Raw genomic sequence first — 21,061 nt, 5'->3', positions numbered from 1 at the left:
AGGGAATGGGTGCGCAGATCATCGACGGAAAGGCCTTTGCCGCCAAGGTGCGCGGGCAGGTGGCCGACCATGTGGCCAGGTTGAAGGAGAGCCACGGGATCACTCCCGGTCTGGCGGTTGTGCTGGTGGGCGAGGACCCGGCCAGCCAGGTCTATGTCCGTTCCAAGGGCAAGATGACCGTCGAGGTCGGCATGAACTCCTATGAACACAAGCTCGATGCGGACACTGCCGAGGCGGACCTGCTGGCGCTGATCGATCAGCTCAACAAGGACCCGGCGGTGCATGGCATCCTGGTGCAGCTGCCGCTGCCCGGCCATCTGAACGAGGATCTGGTGATCAATTCGATCGACCCGGCCAAGGATGTGGACGGGTTCCATATCTCGAATGTGGGCCTGTTGGGCACCGGGCAGAAATCGATGGTGCCGTGCACGCCGCTGGGCTGCCTGATGATGCTGCGCGACCATCACGGCTCGCTCTCGGGTCTGGACGCGGTGGTTGTGGGCCGCTCCAACATCGTCGGCAAGCCGATGGCGCAGCTTTTGCTTGGCGACAGCTGTACCGTGACCATCGCGCATTCGCGCACCAAGGACCTGCCGGATGTGGTCCGCCGCGCCGATATCGTGGTCGCCGCGGTGGGTCGTCCCGAAATGGTTCCGGGCGACTGGATCAAGCCCGGCGCTACGGTGATCGACGTCGGCATCAACCGCATCGACGCGCCCGAAAAGGGAGAGGGTAAAACCCGCCTCGTCGGCGACGTCCACTACCCCAGCGCGGCAGAGGTTGCCGGCGCCATAACCCCCGTCCCGGGAGGCGTAGGCCCCATGACAATCGCCTGCCTCCTCGCAAACACACTCACAGCAGCATCCCGCGCAAATGACCTGCAAGAACCAGAAGGCCTAACGGCTTGAGACTGGCAAACGCCGCTTTGCAAGAAGGCGAGAACAATGGCCGAATTCTGGCGCAACGCTATCGGCGTCGCACCGGTCGGTGCGCCCGGCTGGTGACCGTCTCGATTGGTCTCTCGACCTCGGATTCAGTTCGCGTTCGTGCCTTGGTGGCATTTGCCTCCGGAATAGGGATGCCTCTGGATCAACAGCTCTGTGGTCAGAATATGCCGCAGGAGGGGTGTCGCGATCTGGTGCAACAGTTGAACAGGTCGGAGGATGTTTTTGCCGTTCTGCTGCTACCGGATGTGCCGGATCATATCGATACACGCGCCCTGCGCGCAGACCTGTGCGCCTACAAGGATCTCACGCGTCTGGGCGCCTGGCATCACGCGGGCCCGGTAAGACCGGGTGAGATCGACGGTCTGGCAGAAAGTGCGATAGCCTCGCATCAGGCGCATTTGGCGGCGATGTCACCGGCGCAAACTCAGAGCGCGAGATAGCCAATTCCCGCAAAGGCCAACAGACAGCCGAGCCATTGGCGCTGGCGCATCCGCTCATTCAGGATCGCCCAGGCCAGCACTACCGTTAGCAATCCAAAGACGGATGCCGTGACCGAAGCGTATGCCGCATTGGGCAACCCTCCCGCCGCAACCACGCTGAGAATGGCAATGGCATCCAACAGGCCCATCACACAAAGCAGGGGCAGGGCGCGCAGACCGGGCCACAGCGCCTTGCCGCTTGTCAGCGCAACCACGCTCAGAGCAGCAATCGCGGTCAATCGTGCGATCAGCGAGATCGCGTATTCATCGCTGAGCTCGGTGGCGTACTGACCCAGTGCAAACGCCCCGGCAAACCCCACGGCCGCAAGCAGCGACAAGATTGCGGTCGGCCCGCGAGGTGGGTCAACAGAGTCTTCCTGCTTAGACTGCGCGGCAACGATGGACACGCCAACGCCAATTGCGATTACTGCCAACCAGTGCCAAAGATCAACCGACGCGCCACGCCAGATCGCCATTACAACGGACAGGATCGGATAGCTGGCGACAAGCGGGGCCACCAGTCGTACCGGGCCGCGCTGGAAAGCGGCATACATGCTGAGACCCGCCAGCAGATAAAAGCCCCCCGACGCGATTGCGTAGAAAATCGCCGTGCCGGGCACCGAAGTGAGTCCACCCGATGTTGCCAGCAATCCGGCCTGCAGCACCGCGCCTGAGATCAAGACGGTCATCAACGACGCGATCACGCTCACCGACTGGCTGATATGTCGCACCGCAAGGTCGTGAAAGCCCCAGCAGACCGCCGCCAGCAACCCAAGGGCCAGCGCGTTCATTTGAACACCAGGAGGGCCTGTTGCGTCACGGTGTGCTCATATCCATCAATGCGTCCTATCGCGTCAATCCGTCACTGTTGTTAAACATATTTTCCTGATATGCAACAATTGGGCGCATTGGGTTTTGGAGACTCTGCTGATGGCATCCGCACTGGATCAGATGGGTGGCGAGGCGCAGTTGCGCGCTTTGGTCGAGCGTTTTTATGATCGTATGGAGACGGACCCGGCGGTACATTCCCTGCACCGGCTGCATTTTCGAGGCCATGGGCTGAACCACACAAGGCAGGCACAGTTTGAATTTTTGAGCGGGTTTCTGGGTGGGCGGGCCTATTACCGGGAGCGCTTGGGCCATATGGACCTGCGCAACATACATGCCCATATTCCCATTCGGGAGGCGGACGCGGAGCTCTGGCTGGCGACCTTTGATGCAGCGCTGGCCGATTGTGACATGTCCGGCCCGGTTGTAGACAAGGTGCGTGCGACCCTGCGTCGAGCAGCCCTGATGCTGGTCAATGATGTTCCGGACTGGCGTATCGACGGGGACACTCAGAGTTTGCGTAGTGCCGAATAGATTTCAGCGGTCATCCTGAACTGATCCGCTGCGATCTCATTGCTTTGCCGGATCATGTGCTGCACTGCTTCGACCGTGCCCAGCCATTCTACGGCACATTGATGGTTTTCCGGATCGCCCATCCACGCCTCGATTGTTCCCTGGATTACTTCGTGGTGAAACTGCACGCCCCAGGCTTTGTCCAAAACACGCACGGCCTGAACGGCACATCCCGAGGAATGGGCCAGGACCTCGCACCCGTCTGGCAAGTCACTAGCGGCGACGCCGTGCCATTGAACGACGGGGAAGTGATGCGGCAGGTTCGAGAATACCGGATCCGTATGCGCGCTGTCAGTGAGTTCTACCGGCAAGACGCCGATTTCGGGCACCTCCATCGGCGCGCAGCGCCCGCCAAGCGCGTCGATCAAAAGCTGGTGGCCCAGACAGATACCCAAATAGGGTCGACCAAGTTCCCTGACCCATCGCTCTATCGCGCGTTTTTCGGGGGTCAACCACGGGTTGGACACGGTTTCCCAGACGTCCATCGGGCCGCCCATGACCAGCAGTAGGTCAAACCGCTCAAGCGCGGGAATGTCCTGCCCGTCATAGAGATGCACGATCTGCGCGCTGTCGCCGTGATCGGCGATATGATCCAGAAACGCGCCTGGGTTTTCCCCTTTTGTATGTTGAAATACGAGAATTCTCATGTCCCGCCCATTTGGTTTTGCATGAAACACACAGGGCCGCAGCACATGCCACGGCCCCGCTTGAAACGCGTCCCAACTGTGTCAGATATCCAACGTGTTTTCTTTCTCCCAGCGCGAGAAATGGCTGACGAAGGAATCCCATTCCTGCCGCTTCATCTTCAGGAACGCGGCCGAAAACTCTTCACCCATCATGGATTTCAACTCCTTGTCGGCGTCGTAGTCGCGAAGCGCGTCCAGCATGTTCAGTGGCAGCTTTGGCGCGTCTTTGACGGTGTGGCCTTCTGCATACATGTCGATGTCGTAGCGTGGGCCGGGATCGGCCTTGCTGCGAATGCCAGACAAGCCTGCCGCGATGATGACGGATTGCAGCAGATACGGGTTGGTCGCCCCGTCCGGCAGGCGAAGTTCGAACCGGCCCGGGCCAGGAACGCGAACCATGTGCGTGCGGTTGTTGCCCGTCCATGTCACCGTGTTCGGTGCCCAGGTCGCGCCCGACATGGTGCGCGGCGCGTTGATCCGTTTGTAGGAGTTGACCGTCGGGTTGGTGATCGCCGCCAGCGCGCTGGCATGTTTCATGATGCCGCCCAGAAAATGCTTGCCCTGTTCGCCAAGGCCCACCTCACCGGTGGGACCGTCGCCTTCGCCAGCGAACACATTGGTTTTGGCGGCATCACCCGGCGCATCCCAGACCGAGATATGGGCATGACACCCATTGCCGGTTAGACCCTTGATGGGCTTGGGCATGAATGTGGCGCGCAGGCCATGTTTCTCGGCCACGGATTTAGCCATGAACTTGAAGAAGGAATGCTTGTCAGCGGTCTTCAGCGCGTCGTCGAACTCCCAGTTCATCTCGAACTGGCCATTGGCGTCTTCGTGGTCGTTCTGATAGGGTCCCCAGCCCAGCTCCAGCATGTAATCACAGATTTCGCGCACCACATCATAGCGGCGCATTACAGCCTGCTGATCATAGCACGGCTTTTCGGCGGTATCGAAAGGATCGGAAATCTGATCACCATCCGGTGTCAGCAGAAAGAACTCGGCCTCGATACCCGTTTTCACGTGCAGACCTTCATCCGCAGCCTCGCCGATCAGGCGCCGCAGCACGTTGCGAGGGGCCTGGGCGACGTCCTTGCCCTCCATCACGCAATTGCCCGCGACCCAGGCGACCTCGGGCTTCCATGGCAGTTGAATGACCGAAGAGGGGTCCGGTACTGCCAGCATGTCCGGATGCGCCGGTGTCATGTCCAGCCAGGTGGCGAACCCGGCAAAGCCCGCGCCATCTTCCTGCATGTCGGCAATGGCCTGTGCTGGCACCAGTTTGGCCCGCTGTCCACCGAACAGGTCGGTGAATGAGATCATGAAGTACTTGACGCCTTTTTCTTTTGCGAAAGCTGCGAGATCTGTCGTCACGATACGCTTTCCTTTCCCTGTTGGTTTTCTTTGAATGTAAAAAACGCGGCACCCATCCGAGAGCCGCGCGGTATTCGTTCAGAACCCCTCTTTTCCCGGGTACCAGGTGGTTCCGGCCAGCGGGACACGCGCCATCGCTGCGGCCTCCATGGTCAGGGCGCAGAGGTCTTCAGGTTCCAGGTTGTGTAGGTGATTGTGACCGCAGGCGCGGGCGATGGTCTGCGCCTCCAGCGTCATCACCTTCAGGTAATTGCGCAACCGCCGTCCGGCCTCAACCGGGTCGAGACGCGCGGCAAGGTCCGGGTCCTGCGTGGTGATACCCGCCGGGTCCTGGCCTTCGTGCCAATCATCATAAGCACCGGTGGTGGTGCCCAGCTTCTGGTATTCGGATTCCCATTTCGGGTCGTTATCCCCCAGCGCCACCAGCGCGGCGGTACCGATCGCCACCGCATCCGCGCCAAGTGCCATCGCCTTGGCAACATCGGCCCCGGTGCGGATCCCGCCCGAGATCACAAGCTGCACCTCGCGATGCACGCCCAGATCCTGCAGCGCCTGCACGGCCGGGCGAATGCACGACAATGTCGGCAAGCCCACATGTTCGATGAACACATCCTGTGTGGCGGCGGTGCCACCCTGCATGCCGTCCATGACAACCACATCTGCCCCAGCCTTCACCGCCAGCGCTGTGTCGTAATAGGGTCGCGTCGCGCCAACCTTGACGTAGATAGGCACTTGCCAACCGGTGATTTCACGCAGTTCTAGTATCTTGATTTCCAGATCATCCGGCCCGGTCCAGTCCGGGTGGCGACAGGCCGAGCGCTGGTCAATGCCCTTGGGCAGGGTCCGCATCTCAGCCACGCGGTCGCTGATCTTCTGCCCCAGAAGCATGCCGCCGCCGCCTGGCTTTGCGCCCTGACCGACCACAATTTCAATCGCATCTGCCTTGCGCAGATCGTTCGGGTTCATGCCATAGCGCGAGGGCAGGTACTGATAGACCAGCTTAGTTGAATGACCGCGTTCTTCGGGCGTCATGCCGCCGTCGCCGGTGGTGGTCGAAGTTCCGGCAGCGGATGCGCCCCGTCCCAGAGCCTCTTTTGCGGGTCCGGACAGTGCGCCAAAGCTCATGCCGGCAATGGTCACAGGTATATCCAGCTGGATCGGTTTCTTGGCAAAGCGGGTGCCCAGTGTTACCGACGTGTCACAACGCTCGCGATAGCCTTCCAGCGGATAGCGCGACACTGATGCGCCCAGAAACAGCAGATCGTCGAAATGCGGCACCCGCCGTTTGGCACCGCCACCGCGAATGTCGTAGATGCCCGTGGCGGCTGCGCGGCGAATCTCGGCATTGATCGGATTCGTGAATGTCGCCGACTGGATCGGCAGGGTGCGGGGGATCTGATCGTCCATATCTTTCATACCCATTATCCTCAGTAGGCGGCCGACTTGTCGACGTCAAAATTATAGAGTTGGCGAGCCGAGCCGTAGCGTTTGAACTCTTCAGGCTTGGCATCATTGCCCGAACGCATCAGTAGGTCCCTGAGGATCTCCAGATGCTCGGGGCGCATCTCCTTCTCGATACAATCCGCACCGAGGCTCTTGACTGAACCGCGCACGAAAAGGCGCGCCTCATAGAGCGAGTCCCCCAGCGCGTCGCCCGCATCGCCGCAAACCACCAAGTTTCCAGCCTGCGCCATGAAGGCCGACATATGACCGATGTTGCCGTGGACCACGATGTCGATACCCTTCATCGAGATGCCGCAGCGCGAACTGGCGTTGCCCTTGATCACCAGCAAACCGCCATGGCCGGTGGCCCCGGCATACTGGCTGGCATCGCCATCGACGATTACCTGACCGGACATCATGTTTTCCGCCACACCGGGCCCGGCCGAGCCTTCGACCCGGACCGTTGCCTGCTGGTTCATGCCGCCGCAGTAATACCCGGTCGAGCCTTTGACAGTCACCTCAATCGGCGAGTCCAGACCAACGGCAATCGCATGGCTGCCCTTTGGGTTCACAACCTCCCAGTTGGTCTGGTTGGATTCGGCGCTTTGAGCCTGCAGGGCCGCGTTCAACCCGCGTAGGCCGTTTGCTTCTAGATCATAGGTCTGCATGTCAGGCGGCCTTCTCGTGGGTCGTGGGGCTGTCATTGTGGGACCAGAAATAAACTGTTGACGGTTCCGGTTCCCAAACGCGGGCCTCTTCGATGCCGGGCAAGTTCACCAACGCCCGGTACTCGCTGCCAAAGGCTACATATTGATCGGTTTCCGCCATCACCGCCGGCTTGCAGGCAATCGGGTCACGGACGACGCCAAAGCCGTCCTTGGTGCCAACCAAAAAAGTAAAAAAACCGTCCAGATCATCGAGACTGGATTGCAGCGCCTCGCCCAGCGTCGCGCCGTTCATCATCTTCCAGGTCAGATAGGCGGCACCGACCTCGGTGTCATTCTCGGTCTGGATGGTCACCCCTTCGCGGCGCAGCTTGCGGCGCAGCGAGTTGTGGTTCGATAGCGAGCCGTTATGGACCAGACACTGATCCGGGCCGGTGTTGAACGGGTGGGCACCCATCGTAGTTACCGCGGATTCGGTCGCCATCCGTGTGTGGCCGATCCCGTGTGTGCCGCTCATGTCGCTGAGGTTGAAACGCGCCGCCACATCCTTGGGCAGGCCGACCTCTTTGTAGATCTCCAGGGTCTCACCACGGCTCATGAGCCGGATTGATGGCCGGATCTCGGCCAGCGCAGTACGCGCGGCCTCGAACTGATCGTCCGGAATGTCCAGAACCGCATGGGTGTCGATGATCGACCGCGTCACTGTCACACCCAGACTCTGGCCAAGATCCTCGGCCAGTCCGGCGAAATCCTCTTCCGGGTTCGGCGATTGAACCGTCAGTTTGGTTTTACCTTGAGTTTCATTGCCGTAGATCGCAATTCCGGCACTGTCGGGGCCGCGATCTGTCATCGTGATCAGCATATCTGTCAGCATGTCGCCCAGCTTGGGCGCAAGTGACTGGTCTTTAAGGAATAGTCCGACAATTCCGCACATGGCAGGCAGCTCTCCTTGTGAGTTTCATTGTGATTCGACGCTATCAACAATGGTGTGGAACATCAATAATCTTAGGAAAGTTTTTTTCCTAGTAGGCAATGGGCGGGATACCTTATCGCGCCCATTGCCAATGCTCAGAGCCGGATCAATATCGTTCCAGCTGTGCCTTTACCTTCTCTTCGTCTCCGGTATGGCGCGCCTTTTCCAGATGCTCGCCTTCGCGGACGAACTGGATGCGATGCCAGCCAATCCAGAAGATCACGCCGATGATGACCATCGGAACCTCGAAGCCCTGAAAGGGATAGATTGCCCCGACATCAGCAAGATCGACGGCCCAGCTTGTATATCCGTTAGTAGACATAGGTGTTCTCCCTTACTTTGCCGCTACGCCGCGGGCTTCCAGTTCTTCCTTGTCAGCTGCGATGATCGCTGCCTTGGCATCTTCGTAGGCATGGTGTTCCGCATAATCGAGACCCTGCAGTTCAACCTCTTCCGGAATGCGCAATACGCCCGCTGCGGCTTGCATCTTGGCCAAGATAAAGCCGGGCAAGAAGCCGAGGACAAAGAACATGATGACCGCACCGGTGATCTGCCCGATCGGGTTGATCGTGGCATAGCCTTCATATGGCGAAGACGGGACGCCCCACAGAACGAATCCTGCGAGGATCAGACCAACGACCCCAGCATAGCCATGCACGGCAACGGCGCCGACCGCATCGTCCAGCTTGAACTTGCGTTCGACCCAGTAATGCAGGTTGTAGACGATCACGACGCCAATCGCTGCAATGATCATCGCCTGAATCGGGTGATACAGATCGTTACCGGCTGATGCGGTGATCACACCGGCCAAACCGCCTGAGAAGGTCCAGAACGCATCGCCCTTGGACACCACATAGGCCGCCATCAGACCGCCCGATAGCGACATCAGGAAGTTGAAGGTGATCGCCGACAGCGTGGTCGGAGCCAGATAGATGTTGGTTGCAGTCCAGGTTACACCGGTGATCTGACCGTCGATGCCCTCGGGTGAGATCACAGGCACGTTGCACGCGGCATAAAAGCCCCAGAAGCCGGTATAGATCAGGAAAATCCCGATGGTCAGCAGCCATGGGTTATGCGGCGGGATATCTCGCGGCGTGCCATCCTTGGCAAACTTGCCCAGACGCGGGCCAAGAACCATGATGACACCCAGCGCGTAACCACCTGCAATGGCGTGGATAACGCCCGATGCATAAGCATCGTGGTACCCTAGGATACGCACCATCCACCCACCGTAGTGCCAGCCCCAGGCTGCGTCGATGATCCACCAGACCGAGCCGATCATGACCGCGTGGACCCATAGGGCCGAGGATCTTATCCGTTCAATCACTGATCCCGATACGATTGAGGCTGCCGTCCACGAAAACAGCAGGAATGCGGCCCAGAACACACCGGTGATTCTGTCGCTCGCATTAGTGCCCATGGTGTCCGCCCAGGGAAGATTCGCGGCACCGGCTTCGGTGTCGAGCCCGCCCCAGAACGGAAAGTTCGGGAAGGCCCAGTAAATCCACCATCCGAAGAAGAAGAAAGTGACCGTTACCAAAGGAATGATCATGATGTTTTTCATCAATGTGTGCATATGGTTACGGGCACGGCTTGCGCCGACTTCGTACATGCAAAAGCCCACATGGATGAGGAACATGAACACGACCGTTACCCAGTAATAAAACTCGGTAAATATGGTCGTGAGTGCATTTAGATTGCCGTCCACTTCGTAGTCTCCCTATTGTTGCAGCAGGATGGTTACTCTGCGGTACTTTCCTGCGAGGAAATTTTATCTACTCAAGGGACAATCTCAGCCTTCGCCTGTCAATAGATATATGGGGCAAGCATCTTTACCGGACGCGCCAGACTGGGATGAATCGACCGCGATCTTTAGTCTAAGTGCATGTAAAAAAATCGATTTATGTGGGTTATCTGGAGAGCGGTCAGGGTGCACAAATTGTAGGCAAATATTCCCGCCAGGAAAATAATCTGCACACAGGTGTTGATTTTGAATCAAACATCGGCCTCAATATGGCCAACAAAAAGCAAACAACGGGAGACCTGAACCATGGCCATTCTTTGGAGGACGTCCGCCCTTGCGCAGCGTCACGCCGAGATCGGTGGCGAACTTGAGGACTGGAACGGCATGGGAACTGCATGGTTCTATGACCACAGCCCGGAACGCGCCAAGACAGATTACGAAGCGATCCGCACCAAGGCGGGGCTGATGGATGTCTCGGGCCTGAAAAAGGTCCATGTCGTGGGCGAGGACGCCGCTTATGTCATTGATCGCGTCACAACCCGGAACGTCGAAAAGATCATGCCGGGCCGGTCGACCTATGCCTCGATCCTCAATCCCGATGGTAAGTTCATCGACGATTGCATCATCTATCGTCTGTCAGTGAATACATGGCTGGTGGTGCATGGCACCGGGACCGGCATGGAGCAGTTGACTTCGGTGGCGGCGGGCAAGAACTGTTCGGTGATCTTCGACGATGACATGCATGACATGTCGCTGCAGGGGCCGGTGGCCGTTGATTTCCTGGCCAAACACGTGCCCGGCATCCGCGATCTGGCCTATTTCGGCATCATGCAGACCAAGCTCTATGGCTGCCCCGTTATGATCTCGCGCACCGGCTATACCGGCGAACGCGGGTACGAGATTTTCTGTCAGGCCAAGCACGCGGTGCATCTGTGGGACAGCATTCTGGCCGAGGGCAAGGAGATGGGCATACAGCCGGTGCAGTTCTCGACACTCGATCTGCTGCGCACCGAAAGCTATCTGCTGTTCTATCCCGGCGACAACTCTGAAACCTATCCGTTCGACGACGACACCTGCGGCGACACGCTGTGGGAACTGGGTCTGGAGTTCACCGTCTCACCCGGCAAGATCGGCTTTATCGGTGCCGAGAACCACTATGCCGCGCAGGGCAAGGAGCGGTTCAAGATCTATGGCGTTGTGCTTGACGGCACCACTCCGGCGGATGAGGGTGCGGACCTGCTGCAGAATGGCGAAAAGGTCGGTGTTGTGACCTTTGGTATGTATTCCGAACTCAATGGCCACAACGTCGGCATCGCCCGGATGCCGGTCGCTTGCGCCGCACCCGGTACGGCGCTGACGGTGCGCAACGGTGACGGCACCGAGATCGCCGCCAAGGCCGAAGAGATGCCGTTCTATGACAGGGACAAGTCAATCAGAACAGCAAAAGGCTGATATTATCGGGGGCGCAATGGTCAGACCGTTGCGCCGTTTTCCTATCCGAGGACACAATGTCAAAGTTCGAATTTCCCAAGTCAATCGCAAGCCGCCCGGTCTGGGGCACGCTAGAGGTTCGCTCAGGTGAGCATCATCTCATGATCGTCGAGGCCGAAGGCGCCGAGGCCATCCTTGACATCGCCACACCGGAGCTGATGGCGAAGACCCATATCATCTACATTCCGCGCCATACCGATCATGTCGCCAAGCTACAGGCGCTGAACCCGGTTCAATTCTACGAAGGTCCGTCTTATGAGGCGTCTCTGCAGCGCATCCGCCGGGTGCTGGGTGACGCGCATATGGGGCTGCAGGTCTACCTGTCCGGCTCCGAGGGCATGATGGGGCAGGCGATGAACGAGGCGATGGCGGTGGGCATCCCGCACACCGCCATCCAGACCGAACATCGCGGATCGACCGCGCGCCGGATGCAATGCGTGCATTGCAAGGGCATCACCGAAAACGTCGAAGTCGATCCCTATGTCTGCGCCCATTGCGGGCTGAACCTGTTTGTGCGCGATCATTATTCCCGCCGTCTGGCCGCCTATCAGGGCGTGCGCGTGGATGCCGAGGATCATGGCAGCGTGCCGGAGCCGAAGGGGATTTATAAATGAGCGGTGCCGAGAAAATTCAGGTCAAAGTGACCGAGATCACCCCGCTGAACGAATTGGTCACACGGTTCCGGTTCGAACGTGTTGATGGTGGTCAACTGCCGACCTTTTCCGGTGGCGCCCATACGGTTGTCGAGATGCAGGATGGCGGCATCACCCGCCTGAACCCTTATTCGCTGATGTCCGATCCCTTCGATCAGTCCTCATACACCGTTTCGGTGCGCCGTGACGATGCAGGCCGGGGCGGGTCGCTGTTCATGCACCGGGAGGTCAAGCTGGGTGACGAAATGACGATCAGCTACCCAGTCAATCTGTTCTCGCTCGATCTGCGCGCACGCAAGCATCTGTTCCTTGCCGGTGGCATCGGAATCACGCCATTTCTGGCTCAGATCAAACAGCTTGAGGTTCTGCACGGACATTGGGAACTGCACTATGCCTGCCGCAATCACACATTGGCCTCTTATGCCGATAAACTGACAGACCGGCACCCCAATGAGACGCATATCTATTATGACGACCAGAACCAGGCGATTGACCTTAAGAATCTGCTCAGCGGTCAGCCGCTGGGAACGCATGTCTATGTCTGCGGACCCAAGGGCATGATCGACTGGGTGCGCAGCACTGCGACCGCCGAAGGCTGGCCCGCCGATTGCATCCATTACGAGGAATTCCTGGCTCCGCAGCCGGGTAAGCCGTTCCAGGTTCGGTTGGCGACCTCTGACAAAATCGTTCAGGTCGGTGAAAACGAAAGCCTGCTGGAAGCCATCGAGCGCGAAGGCGTCGATGCGCCGTATCTGTGCCGGGGTGGTGCCTGCGGACAATGCGAAACCGTGGTGCTGGATCACGACGGCAATTTCGTGCATCGCGATCACTGGCTGACCGACGAAGAACGGGCCTCTGGCAAGAGAATCATGCCCTGTGTATCGCGTTTCGAGGGCAAGTCCCTCGTGCTGGACCGCTGAGAGGAGGCCCAACATGACCATTCAATTCAACGACGAATCCTTCCGCGACGATTATACGTTCCACAATTCGGAATGGGCGATCAAACGCTTTCCGTTCCCGTTCCACGAAGACAGCTATATGTATTCCGTCAACATGGAGCAGCACCGGGGCGGGCCGAAGGGTTCCGTTTATGAGATGCGGTTTGATGTTGATGAGCATTACGTCTCGGAGATGAAAGACCGCGCCATAGTTCTGGATCAGGACCCCCTGCGCTGCCAATCCCTGCCGCATATGACACTGGCGGGCTGGGACATGCTAGAACTGATCATGGTTTGCAAGTCCGAGGACTATCCGGACCTGTTCGAGCTGCATCGCAACGGCAATCAATGGCGTTGGGTGAACAAACCCATGGGCATCGATCACAGCTTTACCTTCATGGATGAAACCACCCTGCCTTACGGCCCGATGGAGTACATTACCCGTCAGGCACAGGGCGATTTCGCCGTGCTCGACCAGCGCGACGACATGTTGTGGATGGATGCCGGCATGGTGACGACGCAGGCCGACTGGAGCCTGGACTTCGACATAGGCATGAATTTCTTCGAGTGGCACGCGCCGGTGCCGATGGCGCATGAGATGGGTATTTTCCAGCGCGCGTTAAAATTTCTGCTCAACATTCAACAAGGCGCGCCGGCACGCCGCCTGAACTGGACCATGACGGTCAATCCGCTACTGGATACCAGTCCGGAAAACTACCACAAATGGGGCATACAAAAGACCACGCTGACGCCAGAGAACATTGGCCATAAGCAGCATCTGCGGGTCGAGCTTCAGACCTTCTTCCGCCTGCCACGCTCCAATGCTTTGGTGTTCCCGATCCGCTGTTATCTGTGCAGTTTTCAGGACTTGATGACGATGCCCAAATGGGGCCGCCGCCTTCATCGGGTGATCCGCGATTTGCCCGAGGAATTGGCCACCTATAAAGGCTTCATCGACAACCGCCCAATGATGCTGGATTATCTCAGCCAGTTCGATGATGGGCTGCCGACGTCACCGGGGATCTGGCCGGATCTGGAAACGGAACCGCCTTTGAAGACCTGATCAACTGCGAATAGAAGTGCGAAACCACGGCCATGCGCCGTGGTTTTCCTTATCCGTCAGTTTGCCTGCGGATAGCTGATCACCGAGATATACCGAGCGGGCAGCGAGACCAGCCGCTCCGGCCCGTGCGGCGAATCGGCGTCAAAGAACAGGGTGTCGCCCGGTTGCAGAGGATAGACCTCATCGCCATGGCGATAATCCACTGCGCCTTCCAACATATAGATCGTCTCGATCCCGCCATGCTGAAAGGTCGGGAACACATCGGATTCCACTGTCAGCGTGATCAGATAAGGTTCCACGATCACACCTGACCCATTGGCACCGATATGGCCCAGCAGGTTGTATTGGTGGTTGGCGCGCGTGCCTGCCCGCTCAAGTTCGACACCTTCACCCGCTTTGGTATGCACCGCCTCGCGACGTTCTTCGAAGCGGCGAAAAAAGGCGGTCAGAGGAACCGAAAGCGCATTGGCCAACGCTTGCAACGTGGTCAGCGACGGGGAGGTGTTGCCGTTTTCGATCTTGGACAGCATCCCGATCGACAACCCGGTCAGCTGCGCCAGTTCCGCCACAGTGATGTTCTGCTGTTTGCGAAAGGCACGGACCTCGCGACCGATGGCAACTTCGAGAACTTTCTCGCGCTCTCCCGTCCGAACCGAATGTGGATCCTGCGTCAGTTTTGTTGCCATTTCTGCGTCGCGTTTTTTCAGTTTCATCTCGTCAGTGTCTTGCTACACTTGGCCAAACCTGTTCGGCAAGCCGCTGCACTACATTACCCAAACCAATTCGGACTACCTTAGCACTGATTTTTCCTGATAGTAAAATAATCATGCTGACAGAAAAAAGAATCGAGATTGGGTTTCTGCTTTTTGACGGGTTTCCGATGGCCTGTCTGACCTCTTTGATCGAGCCTCTGCGCGCTGCGAACGAGATTGCCGGGCAGGGGGCCTTCTGCTGGTCGCTGGTCACCGAACGCGGTCAGAAAGTACGCTCCAGCGCCGAAGTGCGTTTCGAGGCCGAACGCCTGCTGTCGGAATGTCAGTCCATCGACATTCTATTCCTGCTCAGCAGTCCGACCTCCGGATTTGACGACCCCGTTACAGGCAATGGCATGCTGCGCAGCCTCGGTCGACACGGCACCATTCTGGGCGGTATCAGCGGCGGTGTCTTTCCTTTGGTCCGGTCGGGGGCCATGACTGGGCATCCCGTCTCTGTCCATTGGTGTTACGAAGCTGCGTTTGAGGCCGAGTTCCCCGAAATGGATGCCCGCTGCGAGGTGATCGTTTCAGATGCGTCCCGCTATACGGCTGCCGGTGCGGCGGCGGCATTCGATCTCGCCCTGCACTTGATCGAAGACCGGTTGGGTAGCGATGTCGCGCACGAAGTCGCTTGTTGGTTCCAGCATCCGATGATGCGCGGCGAGGGCGTGCGCCAACAGGTTCCAAGCACGACAGCGCCCGACACCGGCGACAAGTTGCCTCCGCTGGTGGTGCAATGTGTTGACCTGTTTGCCAGTCATATCAGTGAGCCGATCTCGATCGCCGAAGTGGCGCAGCAGACAGGCGTTACCCCGCGCCAGATCGAGCGCGCCTTCAAGCAGGCCACGGGTCAAAGCCCCAGCCATTACTACCGCGCCATGCGGATGAAGGCCGCCCGGCAGATGGTGGTCTATACCAAGGATCCGCTGGCGGAAATCGCCTCGGCGATCGGATATGGGTCCGTCGCACCGCTGGTGACACACTACCGGTCGGCCTTTGGTCTCAGCCCAAGCGAAGATCGCCGCCGGATCAACCGGTTCCGGGTCGAGGACAACGCCCCATTGCCGTCGATCTGATCAACACTTCACAGCGTAGATTTCATCGCTGCCATGATGGCATGGTGCAGTGACCCGGCGGAGGATCGTGGGCCATAAATGCTGAACGCCTCGGGCGTCCGACACAAGACAAAGCAGCCCAGATGATGGATCGACGCGCGCGCGGCGTCACCGTCAGCCATCTTGCGTGTGTCCAGCGGGCAGAGCAATTCCAGCACGGCCAGAACATCTGCGCCACTCAGGTCGAACCGCGCCCAGGCGTCGGTTTGTTCCGAAACCGAGGCGGTATCGCCCGCCGCTGCCTTCGCCTGTTCAGACAGATCCTCGTGGCTCTCAAATGGCGCCTCGGCCATCCACTGATCCGGCCCGGTCCAGAACGCCATGATCGACGCACCATCGAACCGTCCAACATCGGGAGCAGGGGCACCAGTCAGCTTGGCCAGCGCTTTGGCGGCCTTCTTCTCTTGTCCCGGGCGCGCCGCGACCGAGGCCAAGGCCACGCCGGGCACTTCGGTACAAGTGACTGTGCCGACCGTATCAACGCGGGGTTCTGATCCGCCCAGAGCGGTGATTGCTACAAGATCATGCACGAAGCCGTTCTCCCTCAGGGTCGACAAAATGGGCCGAGACGATCTGGACCTCGACGGTCAGGTCGGTCAGGGGCGACACAAGGCGCATCTTCTCGCCCTGCCGCGCGCCACCGTTTTTCAGAAAGCCCAAACCGATGTGACAGTCCAGCGATGGCGAAAAGGCGGCCGAGGTGACATAGCCTTGATCATGGGCCGCATCGACCGGACCAATGGCGTCCATCAGATGCGCACCAGCTGTGATCTTGTCACCTTGGCTCACAGGTATGACGCCCACCATCATCAGCGCGTCCGGTTCGTTCAAACCTTCGCGCTCGGACAAGGTTGAACCGATGCTGTCCTTTTTCTTCGACACCATCCGGCCCATTCCAAGGTTCAGCGCGGTGGTGGTCCCGTTCAATTCGTTGCCCGCCGCGTGACCCTTTTCGATCCGCATCACACTCAGGGCCTCGGTGCCATAGGGCACCACGTCAAATTCCTCACCCTCGGCCATCAGACGCCGCATCAAGGCATCGCCATAGCGGGACGGGACGGCGATCTCAAAGGCCAGTTCACCCGAGAAGGAAATCCGGAACAACCGCGCCCGCAACCCGCCGCAGACGGTGATGTTGCCACAACCCATGAAGGGGAAGCCTTCGTTCGAGATGTCGAATTCCGGGTCGACGATTTTTTGCAGCAGCTTGCGCGAGTTGGGTCCGGCGACTGCATATTGCGCCCAGGCCTCGGTGGTCGAGATTAGCTGCACATCCATGCCCGGGAACAGGCATTGTCGGACAAATTCCATATGCTGATAGACCTTGACCGCATTGGCCGTGGTGGTGGTGACCACGAAATGATCCTCGGCCAACCGCGCCGCGGTGCCGTCATCCATCGCAATGCCATCTTCGCGCAGCATCAGACCATAGCGGGTCTTGCCAGCGGCCAGCTTGGCAAAGCCGTTGCAGTAAATCCGGTTCAGGAAGGCTGCGGCATCACTGCCCTGCACATCGATCTTGCCCAGGGTGGTACAGTCGCACACTCCGACCGAGGCGCGGGTCTGGCGCACCTCGCGGTCTACCGATTCACGCCAGTGGGTTTCACCCGGCAGCGGGAACCATTGTGCACGCAACCAGTTGCCAACCTCGACAAACACCGCACCGCGTTCCTTGGCCCAATAATGCGAAGGTGTCAGTCGGGTCGGGTGGAACTCCTTGCCCTTCATCCGGCCGGCGAATGTGCCGATCGGCACCGGTGTGTAGGGCGGGCGGAATATCGTGGTTCCGGTTTCGGGAATGGATTTGCCCGCAAGCTCGGCCATGATCGCCAGCCCGCCCATGTTCGAAGTCTTGCCCTGATCGGTCGCCATACCCAGCGTAGTATAGCGTTTCAGGTGCTCGACCGAGCGGAAGCCTTCCTGATGGCTAAGCTTCACGTCCTTGACTGTCACATCGTTCTGCAAATCCAGCCAGGCACGGGAACAACCCTGCACATACCAGAACGGTGTCTGGGACACTGGAGCATCCTCGGCACTGGGCATGTCGGGCAAGGACCCTTTCAGATCTAGTGCCTTCATCGCGCCCTCGGCCCCCGACTGCAACGCGCCATGGGTCGACAGTGCCCCATTGGCCGCGCCCGCGACCGACAAGCCCGGCGGCAGGTCAGCACCGGGGACAAAGGCAGCCAATTCGTCATTCCAATTCGGGCGCCCGCGTTGATGGCAGGTCAAATGCACATTCGGGTTCCACCCGCCCGAAACACCCAGCGCGCCGCACTCCAGCGTCCGGGTCGAGCCATCTGGCAAGGCGACCTCGACAAAGCTCAGACCCAGGCGGCCCTTGGTGTCGGTGACTTGCGCGCCGCGCAGCACCTCATATTCGTGGTTGATTGGTGCGTCCTCACGGACATCGATCACGGCGGCGATCTTGACCCCTTTGGCGTATAGATCGGCGGCGGTGCGGTGCCCATTATCATTGTTGGTAAAGATCGCCACCCGTTGCGCCGCCGTGGTGGCAAAGCGATTGGCATAGGTCCGCAGGGCGCTGGCCAGCATGATGCCGGGCCGGTCGTTGTTTTCAAACGCTATCGGGCGCTCGGTTGCGCCCGCGCAAAGCAAGGTGCGCTTGGAATAGATGCGCCAGAGGATTTGGCGCGGCTTGCCCGCAGGCAGACTGGCCAAATGATCCCCGGTCCGTTCGACAGCGCCATAAATCCCGTGATCGAAGGCCCCGATCACCGTTGTGCGCGGCATCAAACGCACATTAGGTAGGGAAGACAGCTCAGCTACAGCTTGCACCGCCCAGTCACTGGCAGCCGCGTCGTTCAGCGCAAAGGTCTCGCTATTCAGTCGTCCACCAAGGGCGAAATCCTCGTCCGCTAGAATAATGTCTGCCCCGGCACGCCCGGCGGTCAGTGCCGCCATCAGCCCGGCGGGACCAGCCCCGACGATCAGCAGATCGCAGTGGCGAAAACCCTTGTCATACTCATCCGGGTCTTCCTGCATCGACAAAGACCCCAGCCCAGCAGCGCGGCGGATCATCGGCTCATAGAGCTTTTCCCAAAATGCGGCAGGCCACATGAAAGTCTTGTAGTAGAACCCCGCCGACAGGAAGTTCGAGAACCGGTCATTGATCGCCAGAGCATCGAATTTCAGGCTGGGCCAGCGGTTCTGCGACCGTGCCTCCAGCCCGTCAAACATCTCGGCGGTGGTGGCGCGGGTATTGGGTTCCTGGCGGTTGCCGCTGCGCAGTTCAACGATCCCGTTGGGTTCCTCTGATCCAGCGGACAGCAGGCCACGCGGGCGATGGTATTTGAATGACCGTCCGATCAGCCGCACGTTGTTGGCCAGCAGGGCCGAGGCCAGCGTATCGCCGGGATGCGCGGTATAGCTGCGGTTGTCGAACTTGAAATTCAGGGTCGTGTTGCGGTCGATCTGGCCGCCGCTCAGCCTGTTGCTTTGGGTCATTTGGATCGTCCCTGCGACCGGGCCACGTCGCGGGCCAGTTCCACCTTTGAAATCTCATGGGTCACCGTGTTACGGGTGACCACCAACCAGGACCGGTCACCGCCTTCGTGAAACCACAGCTCGCGATGCTCTCCAGCGGGGTTGGCGCGCTGATAGGCGTAGTCATGAAACGCCTCTGCCGCGTTCTCGGCCTGCCAGTCGGGGCGGTCGATAAGGGATGCATCGCCGAGATAGACAAACTCGGAACTGTCGCGCGGACCCAGCAGAGGGTGTTGAATGATCATGCCTCTGTCCCCCTCAATGCAGGTTGGGCTGGTTGCCCATGCCCTTTTCATCGATCATCCGGCCGGCGCGGAACCGGTCGAACCGATAGGCGGTTGCGGTCGGGTGCGGCGCGTCATTCGCCAACAGATGGGCAAAGCAATAGCCCGAGGCCGGGGTCGCCTTGAACCCGCCGTAACACCAGCCGCCATTGAAATAGAGTCCGTCGATATGGGTTTGATCGATGATGGGCGAGCCATCCATCGACATATCCATGATCCCGCCCCACATCCGCAGCAACCGCGCCCGGCCGATCATCGGCATCAGCGCCATGCCACCTTCGCAGACATCCTCGACCACTGGCAGGTTGCCGCGTTGGGCATAAGAGTTATAGCCATCCAGATCGCCGCCAAAGACCAGCCCGCCCTTGTCGGACTGGCTGACATAGAAATGGCCGGCCCCAAAGGTAATGACGCCGGGCAGCAAGGGCTTCAGCCCCTCGGAGACAAAGGCCTGCAGCACGTGGCTTTCGATGGGCAACCGCATACCGGCCATCCCCATCAGGCGGCCCGAATTGCCCGCAACCGCGCAGCCAACCTTGCCTGCGCCGATGAACCCTTTGGAGGTTTCAACGCCCAGGCATTTGCCATTCTCGATCCGGAATCCTGTGACCTCGCAATTCTGGATGATGTCGACACCATTGCCGTCAGCCGATCGGGCATAGCCCCAGGCCACCGCATCATGGCGCACCGTACCGCCACGCCGCTGCGCCAGCCCGCCCTTGATCGGAAACCGGGCGTCGTTGAAGTTCAGATAGGGATATTCCTTGCGCACCTGCTCGGTATCCAGCAACTCGGCATCTGCTCCGTTCAGGATCATCGCATTGCCCCGGCGCGTGAACGCGTCACGCTGCGCGTCCGAGTGGATCAGGTTGACGATGCCGCGCTGGCTGACCATGGCGTTATAGTTCAGGTCCTGCTCCAGACCTTCCCACAGTTTCAGTGAGAACTCGTAGAACGGCTCATTCCCATCCAGCAGGTAGTTCGAGCGGATGATGGTGGTGTTCCGACCCACATTGCCGCCGCCGATCCAGCCCTTTTCGATCACCGCGACGCTGCGCTGCCCATAGACCTTGGCAAGGTAATGCGCCGTGGCCAGCCCGTGACCGCCACCGCCAATGACCACGATGTCATAATGCGTCTTTGGGGCGGGATCGCGCCAGGCGGGTGTCCAGCCTTTGTGGCCGGTGAGGGCCTCTTTGAAAACCTTGAAGCCAGAATATCGCATGAATCGGACCTTTTTTTCCATATTCCGTTAAAAAAACTTCTTTGGATATTCTCAAATCCGACATTGAAGATGTTGAATCAGACTTCGGACAGCAGGGTAACGTACAAGTCCGGTTCTTGATTGTGTCCGCCGATGCCAGTTGCGCCGGCGTTGCCGTAGCAACCGTCCGGCCGAATGGCGGACCGCGAAGTAGGTACCTGCGGGCCGTTTTGGTGCGATCAGAAAGGTGACATATGCAGCGGCGATCTTGCGGACTTTTTTGATCATGACTTCGGCCTGGCAGATTGAGGCACAGTCGATCAGATGGCCATCTAGTGACAC

Annotated in this window: 21 protein-coding genes; 8 read left to right on the top strand and 13 right to left on the bottom strand. The window is 59.3% G+C overall.

Annotated elements, in window-relative coordinates; translation table 11 throughout:
* Positions 1 to 5: 5 nt before the first annotated feature.
* Positions 6 to 908, top strand: coding sequence for a bifunctional methylenetetrahydrofolate dehydrogenase/methenyltetrahydrofolate cyclohydrolase FolD (gene folD / locus AB1E33_RS06425; RefSeq protein ID WP_372576424.1), 903 nt, complete (start codon positions 6 to 8; stop codon positions 906 to 908).
* Positions 905 to 1,387, top strand: a complete 483-nt coding sequence (locus tag AB1E33_RS06420; RefSeq protein WP_372576423.1) for a hypothetical protein — start codon at positions 905 to 907, stop codon at positions 1,385 to 1,387. Before folD ends, AB1E33_RS06420 begins: the two co-directional genes overlap by 4 nt.
* On the opposite strand, the gene AB1E33_RS06415 is transcribed toward AB1E33_RS06420, so the two are convergent.
* On the bottom strand, positions 1,372 to 2,217 hold the full coding sequence (locus AB1E33_RS06415; RefSeq protein ID WP_372576422.1) for an EamA family transporter: 846 nt from the start codon (positions 2,215 to 2,217) through the stop codon (positions 1,372 to 1,374). The genes AB1E33_RS06420 and AB1E33_RS06415 overlap by 16 nt on opposite strands.
* Before the next feature lie 139 nt (positions 2,218 to 2,356).
* Between AB1E33_RS06415 and AB1E33_RS06410 the strand changes: the two genes are divergently transcribed.
* Positions 2,357 to 2,788, top strand: a complete 432-nt coding sequence (locus AB1E33_RS06410; RefSeq protein ID WP_372576421.1) for a group II truncated hemoglobin — start codon at positions 2,357 to 2,359, stop codon at positions 2,786 to 2,788.
* Here the strand turns inward: AB1E33_RS06410 and AB1E33_RS06405 are convergent.
* The 7 genes from AB1E33_RS06405 to AB1E33_RS06375 all read right to left on the bottom strand — a co-directional run bounded on the left by AB1E33_RS06405 (position 2,764) and on the right by AB1E33_RS06375 (position 9,673).
* Positions 2,764 to 3,474 (bottom strand): type 1 glutamine amidotransferase, encoded by a 711-nt coding sequence (locus tag AB1E33_RS06405; protein ID WP_372576420.1) that lies wholly within the window; start codon positions 3,472 to 3,474, stop codon positions 2,764 to 2,766. The genes AB1E33_RS06410 and AB1E33_RS06405 overlap by 25 nt on opposite strands.
* Positions 3,475 to 3,555: 81 nt before the next feature.
* A complete protein-coding gene (glnT, locus tag AB1E33_RS06400) occupies positions 3,556 to 4,884 on the bottom strand; it encodes a type III glutamate--ammonia ligase (protein ID WP_372576419.1) in 1,329 nt (442 codons plus the stop codon).
* Between the two features lie 78 nt (positions 4,885 to 4,962).
* Complete coding sequence (locus AB1E33_RS06395) at positions 4,963 to 6,291, bottom strand: FMN-binding glutamate synthase family protein (protein ID WP_372576630.1); 1,329 nt, start codon at positions 6,289 to 6,291, stop codon at positions 4,963 to 4,965.
* 20 nt (positions 6,292 to 6,311) lie between these two features.
* A complete protein-coding gene (locus AB1E33_RS06390) occupies positions 6,312 to 6,995 on the bottom strand; it encodes a GltB/FmdC/FwdC-like GXGXG domain-containing protein (RefSeq protein WP_372576418.1) in 684 nt (227 codons plus the stop codon).
* A gap of 1 nt (position 6,996) precedes the next feature.
* Complete coding sequence (locus AB1E33_RS06385; protein WP_372576417.1) at positions 6,997 to 7,926, bottom strand: class II glutamine amidotransferase; 930 nt, start codon at positions 7,924 to 7,926, stop codon at positions 6,997 to 6,999.
* A 145-nt stretch (positions 7,927 to 8,071) separates the two neighbouring features.
* On the bottom strand, positions 8,072 to 8,287 hold the full coding sequence (locus tag AB1E33_RS06380) for a hypothetical protein (protein ID WP_372576416.1): 216 nt from the start codon (positions 8,285 to 8,287) through the stop codon (positions 8,072 to 8,074).
* Between the two features lie 12 nt (positions 8,288 to 8,299).
* Complete coding sequence (locus AB1E33_RS06375) at positions 8,300 to 9,673, bottom strand: ammonium transporter (protein WP_372576415.1); 1,374 nt, start codon at positions 9,671 to 9,673, stop codon at positions 8,300 to 8,302.
* A gap of 342 nt (positions 9,674 to 10,015) precedes the next feature.
* On the opposite strand from AB1E33_RS06375, the gene AB1E33_RS06370 reads away from it, so the two are divergent.
* The 4 genes from AB1E33_RS06370 to AB1E33_RS06355 are packed head-to-tail and all read left to right on the top strand — an operon-like array spanning position 10,016 to position 13,854.
* Positions 10,016 to 11,161, top strand: a complete 1,146-nt coding sequence (locus AB1E33_RS06370) for an aminomethyl transferase family protein (RefSeq protein WP_372576414.1) — start codon at positions 10,016 to 10,018, stop codon at positions 11,159 to 11,161.
* A 56-nt stretch (positions 11,162 to 11,217) separates the two neighbouring features.
* A complete protein-coding gene (locus AB1E33_RS06365) occupies positions 11,218 to 11,814 on the top strand; it encodes a dimethylamine monooxygenase subunit DmmA family protein (RefSeq protein ID WP_372576413.1) in 597 nt (198 codons plus the stop codon).
* A complete protein-coding gene (locus AB1E33_RS06360) occupies positions 11,811 to 12,773 on the top strand; it encodes a PDR/VanB family oxidoreductase (RefSeq protein ID WP_372576412.1) in 963 nt (320 codons plus the stop codon). The genes AB1E33_RS06365 and AB1E33_RS06360 overlap by 4 nt, the downstream gene beginning before the upstream one ends.
* Positions 12,774 to 12,786: 13 nt before the next feature.
* On the top strand, positions 12,787 to 13,854 hold the full coding sequence (locus AB1E33_RS06355; RefSeq protein WP_372576411.1) for a heme-dependent oxidative N-demethylase family protein: 1,068 nt from the start codon (positions 12,787 to 12,789) through the stop codon (positions 13,852 to 13,854).
* A gap of 56 nt (positions 13,855 to 13,910) precedes the next feature.
* Here the strand turns inward: AB1E33_RS06355 and AB1E33_RS06350 are convergent, their stop codons facing one another.
* Entirely contained in the window at positions 13,911 to 14,567 is a 657-nt protein-coding gene (locus AB1E33_RS06350; RefSeq protein WP_372576410.1) for a helix-turn-helix domain-containing protein, read from the bottom strand.
* A gap of 113 nt (positions 14,568 to 14,680) precedes the next feature.
* On the opposite strand from AB1E33_RS06350, the gene AB1E33_RS06345 reads away from it, so the two are divergent.
* Positions 14,681 to 15,685 (top strand): GlxA family transcriptional regulator, encoded by a 1,005-nt coding sequence (locus tag AB1E33_RS06345; protein WP_372576409.1) that lies wholly within the window; start codon positions 14,681 to 14,683, stop codon positions 15,683 to 15,685.
* Between the two features lie 8 nt (positions 15,686 to 15,693).
* Here the strand turns inward: AB1E33_RS06345 and AB1E33_RS06340 are convergent, their stop codons facing one another.
* From AB1E33_RS06340 to AB1E33_RS06325, 4 genes are read right to left on the bottom strand one after another with little or no spacing between them, the layout of a single operon-like run.
* A complete protein-coding gene (locus AB1E33_RS06340) occupies positions 15,694 to 16,254 on the bottom strand; it encodes a sarcosine oxidase subunit gamma (RefSeq protein WP_372576408.1) in 561 nt (186 codons plus the stop codon).
* Positions 16,247 to 19,192, bottom strand: coding sequence for a sarcosine oxidase subunit alpha family protein (locus tag AB1E33_RS06335; protein ID WP_372576407.1), 2,946 nt, complete (start codon positions 19,190 to 19,192; stop codon positions 16,247 to 16,249). The genes AB1E33_RS06340 and AB1E33_RS06335 overlap by 8 nt, the downstream gene beginning before the upstream one ends.
* Positions 19,189 to 19,476, bottom strand: a complete 288-nt coding sequence (locus AB1E33_RS06330; RefSeq protein WP_372576406.1) for a sarcosine oxidase subunit delta — start codon at positions 19,474 to 19,476, stop codon at positions 19,189 to 19,191. The genes AB1E33_RS06335 and AB1E33_RS06330 overlap by 4 nt, the downstream gene beginning before the upstream one ends.
* 13 nt (positions 19,477 to 19,489) lie before the next feature.
* Positions 19,490 to 20,740: a sarcosine oxidase subunit beta family protein gene (locus AB1E33_RS06325; protein ID WP_372576405.1), complete on the bottom strand. Its 1,251-nt coding sequence runs from the start codon at positions 20,738 to 20,740 to the stop codon at positions 19,490 to 19,492.
* Between the last annotated feature and the right edge of the window lie 321 nt (positions 20,741 to 21,061).

The organism is Ruegeria hyattellae, assembly GCF_041537925.1.
Classification (GTDB): domain Bacteria; phylum Pseudomonadota; class Alphaproteobacteria; order Rhodobacterales; family Rhodobacteraceae; genus Ruegeria_C.
The sequence above is the reverse complement of the archived record's forward strand: the minus strand, read 5'-3'. Positions and strand labels throughout refer to the sequence as shown.

Bases quoted from the DNA above. Each gene is read 5' to 3' on its own strand.
- AB1E33_RS06395 (WP_372576630.1), bottom strand. From the start codon at position 6,291: ATGGACGATCAGATCCCCCGCACCCTGCCGATCCAGTCGGCGACATTC.
- AB1E33_RS06385 (WP_372576417.1), bottom strand. From the start codon at position 7,926: ATGTGCGGAATTGTCGGACTATTCCTTAAAGACCAGTCACTTGCGCCC.
- AB1E33_RS06360 (WP_372576412.1), top strand. From the start codon at position 11,811: ATGAGCGGTGCCGAGAAAATTCAGGTCAAAGTGACCGAGATCACCCCG.
- AB1E33_RS06410 (WP_372576421.1), top strand. From the start codon at position 2,357: ATGGCATCCGCACTGGATCAGATGGGTGGCGAGGCGCAGTTGCGCGCT.
- AB1E33_RS06405 (WP_372576420.1), bottom strand. From the start codon at position 3,474: ATGAGAATTCTCGTATTTCAACATACAAAAGGGGAAAACCCAGGCGCG.
- AB1E33_RS06390 (WP_372576418.1), bottom strand. From the start codon at position 6,995: ATGCAGACCTATGATCTAGAAGCAAACGGCCTACGCGGGTTGAACGCG.
- AB1E33_RS06335 (WP_372576407.1), bottom strand. From the start codon at position 19,192: ATGACCCAAAGCAACAGGCTGAGCGGCGGCCAGATCGACCGCAACACG.
- AB1E33_RS06350 (WP_372576410.1), bottom strand. From the start codon at position 14,567: ATGAAACTGAAAAAACGCGACGCAGAAATGGCAACAAAACTGACGCAG.
- AB1E33_RS06325 (WP_372576405.1), bottom strand. From the start codon at position 20,740: ATGCGATATTCTGGCTTCAAGGTTTTCAAAGAGGCCCTCACCGGCCAC.
- AB1E33_RS06355 (WP_372576411.1), top strand. From the start codon at position 12,787: ATGACCATTCAATTCAACGACGAATCCTTCCGCGACGATTATACGTTC.
- AB1E33_RS06345 (WP_372576409.1), top strand. From the start codon at position 14,681: ATGCTGACAGAAAAAAGAATCGAGATTGGGTTTCTGCTTTTTGACGGG.
- AB1E33_RS06365 (WP_372576413.1), top strand. From the start codon at position 11,218: ATGTCAAAGTTCGAATTTCCCAAGTCAATCGCAAGCCGCCCGGTCTGG.
- AB1E33_RS06415 (WP_372576422.1), bottom strand. From the start codon at position 2,217: ATGAACGCGCTGGCCCTTGGGTTGCTGGCGGCGGTCTGCTGGGGCTTT.
- AB1E33_RS06380 (WP_372576416.1), bottom strand. From the start codon at position 8,287: ATGTCTACTAACGGATATACAAGCTGGGCCGTCGATCTTGCTGATGTC.
- AB1E33_RS06370 (WP_372576414.1), top strand. From the start codon at position 10,016: ATGGCCATTCTTTGGAGGACGTCCGCCCTTGCGCAGCGTCACGCCGAG.
- AB1E33_RS06330 (WP_372576406.1), bottom strand. From the start codon at position 19,476: ATGATCATTCAACACCCTCTGCTGGGTCCGCGCGACAGTTCCGAGTTT.
- folD (WP_372576424.1), top strand. From the start codon at position 6: ATGGGTGCGCAGATCATCGACGGAAAGGCCTTTGCCGCCAAGGTGCGC.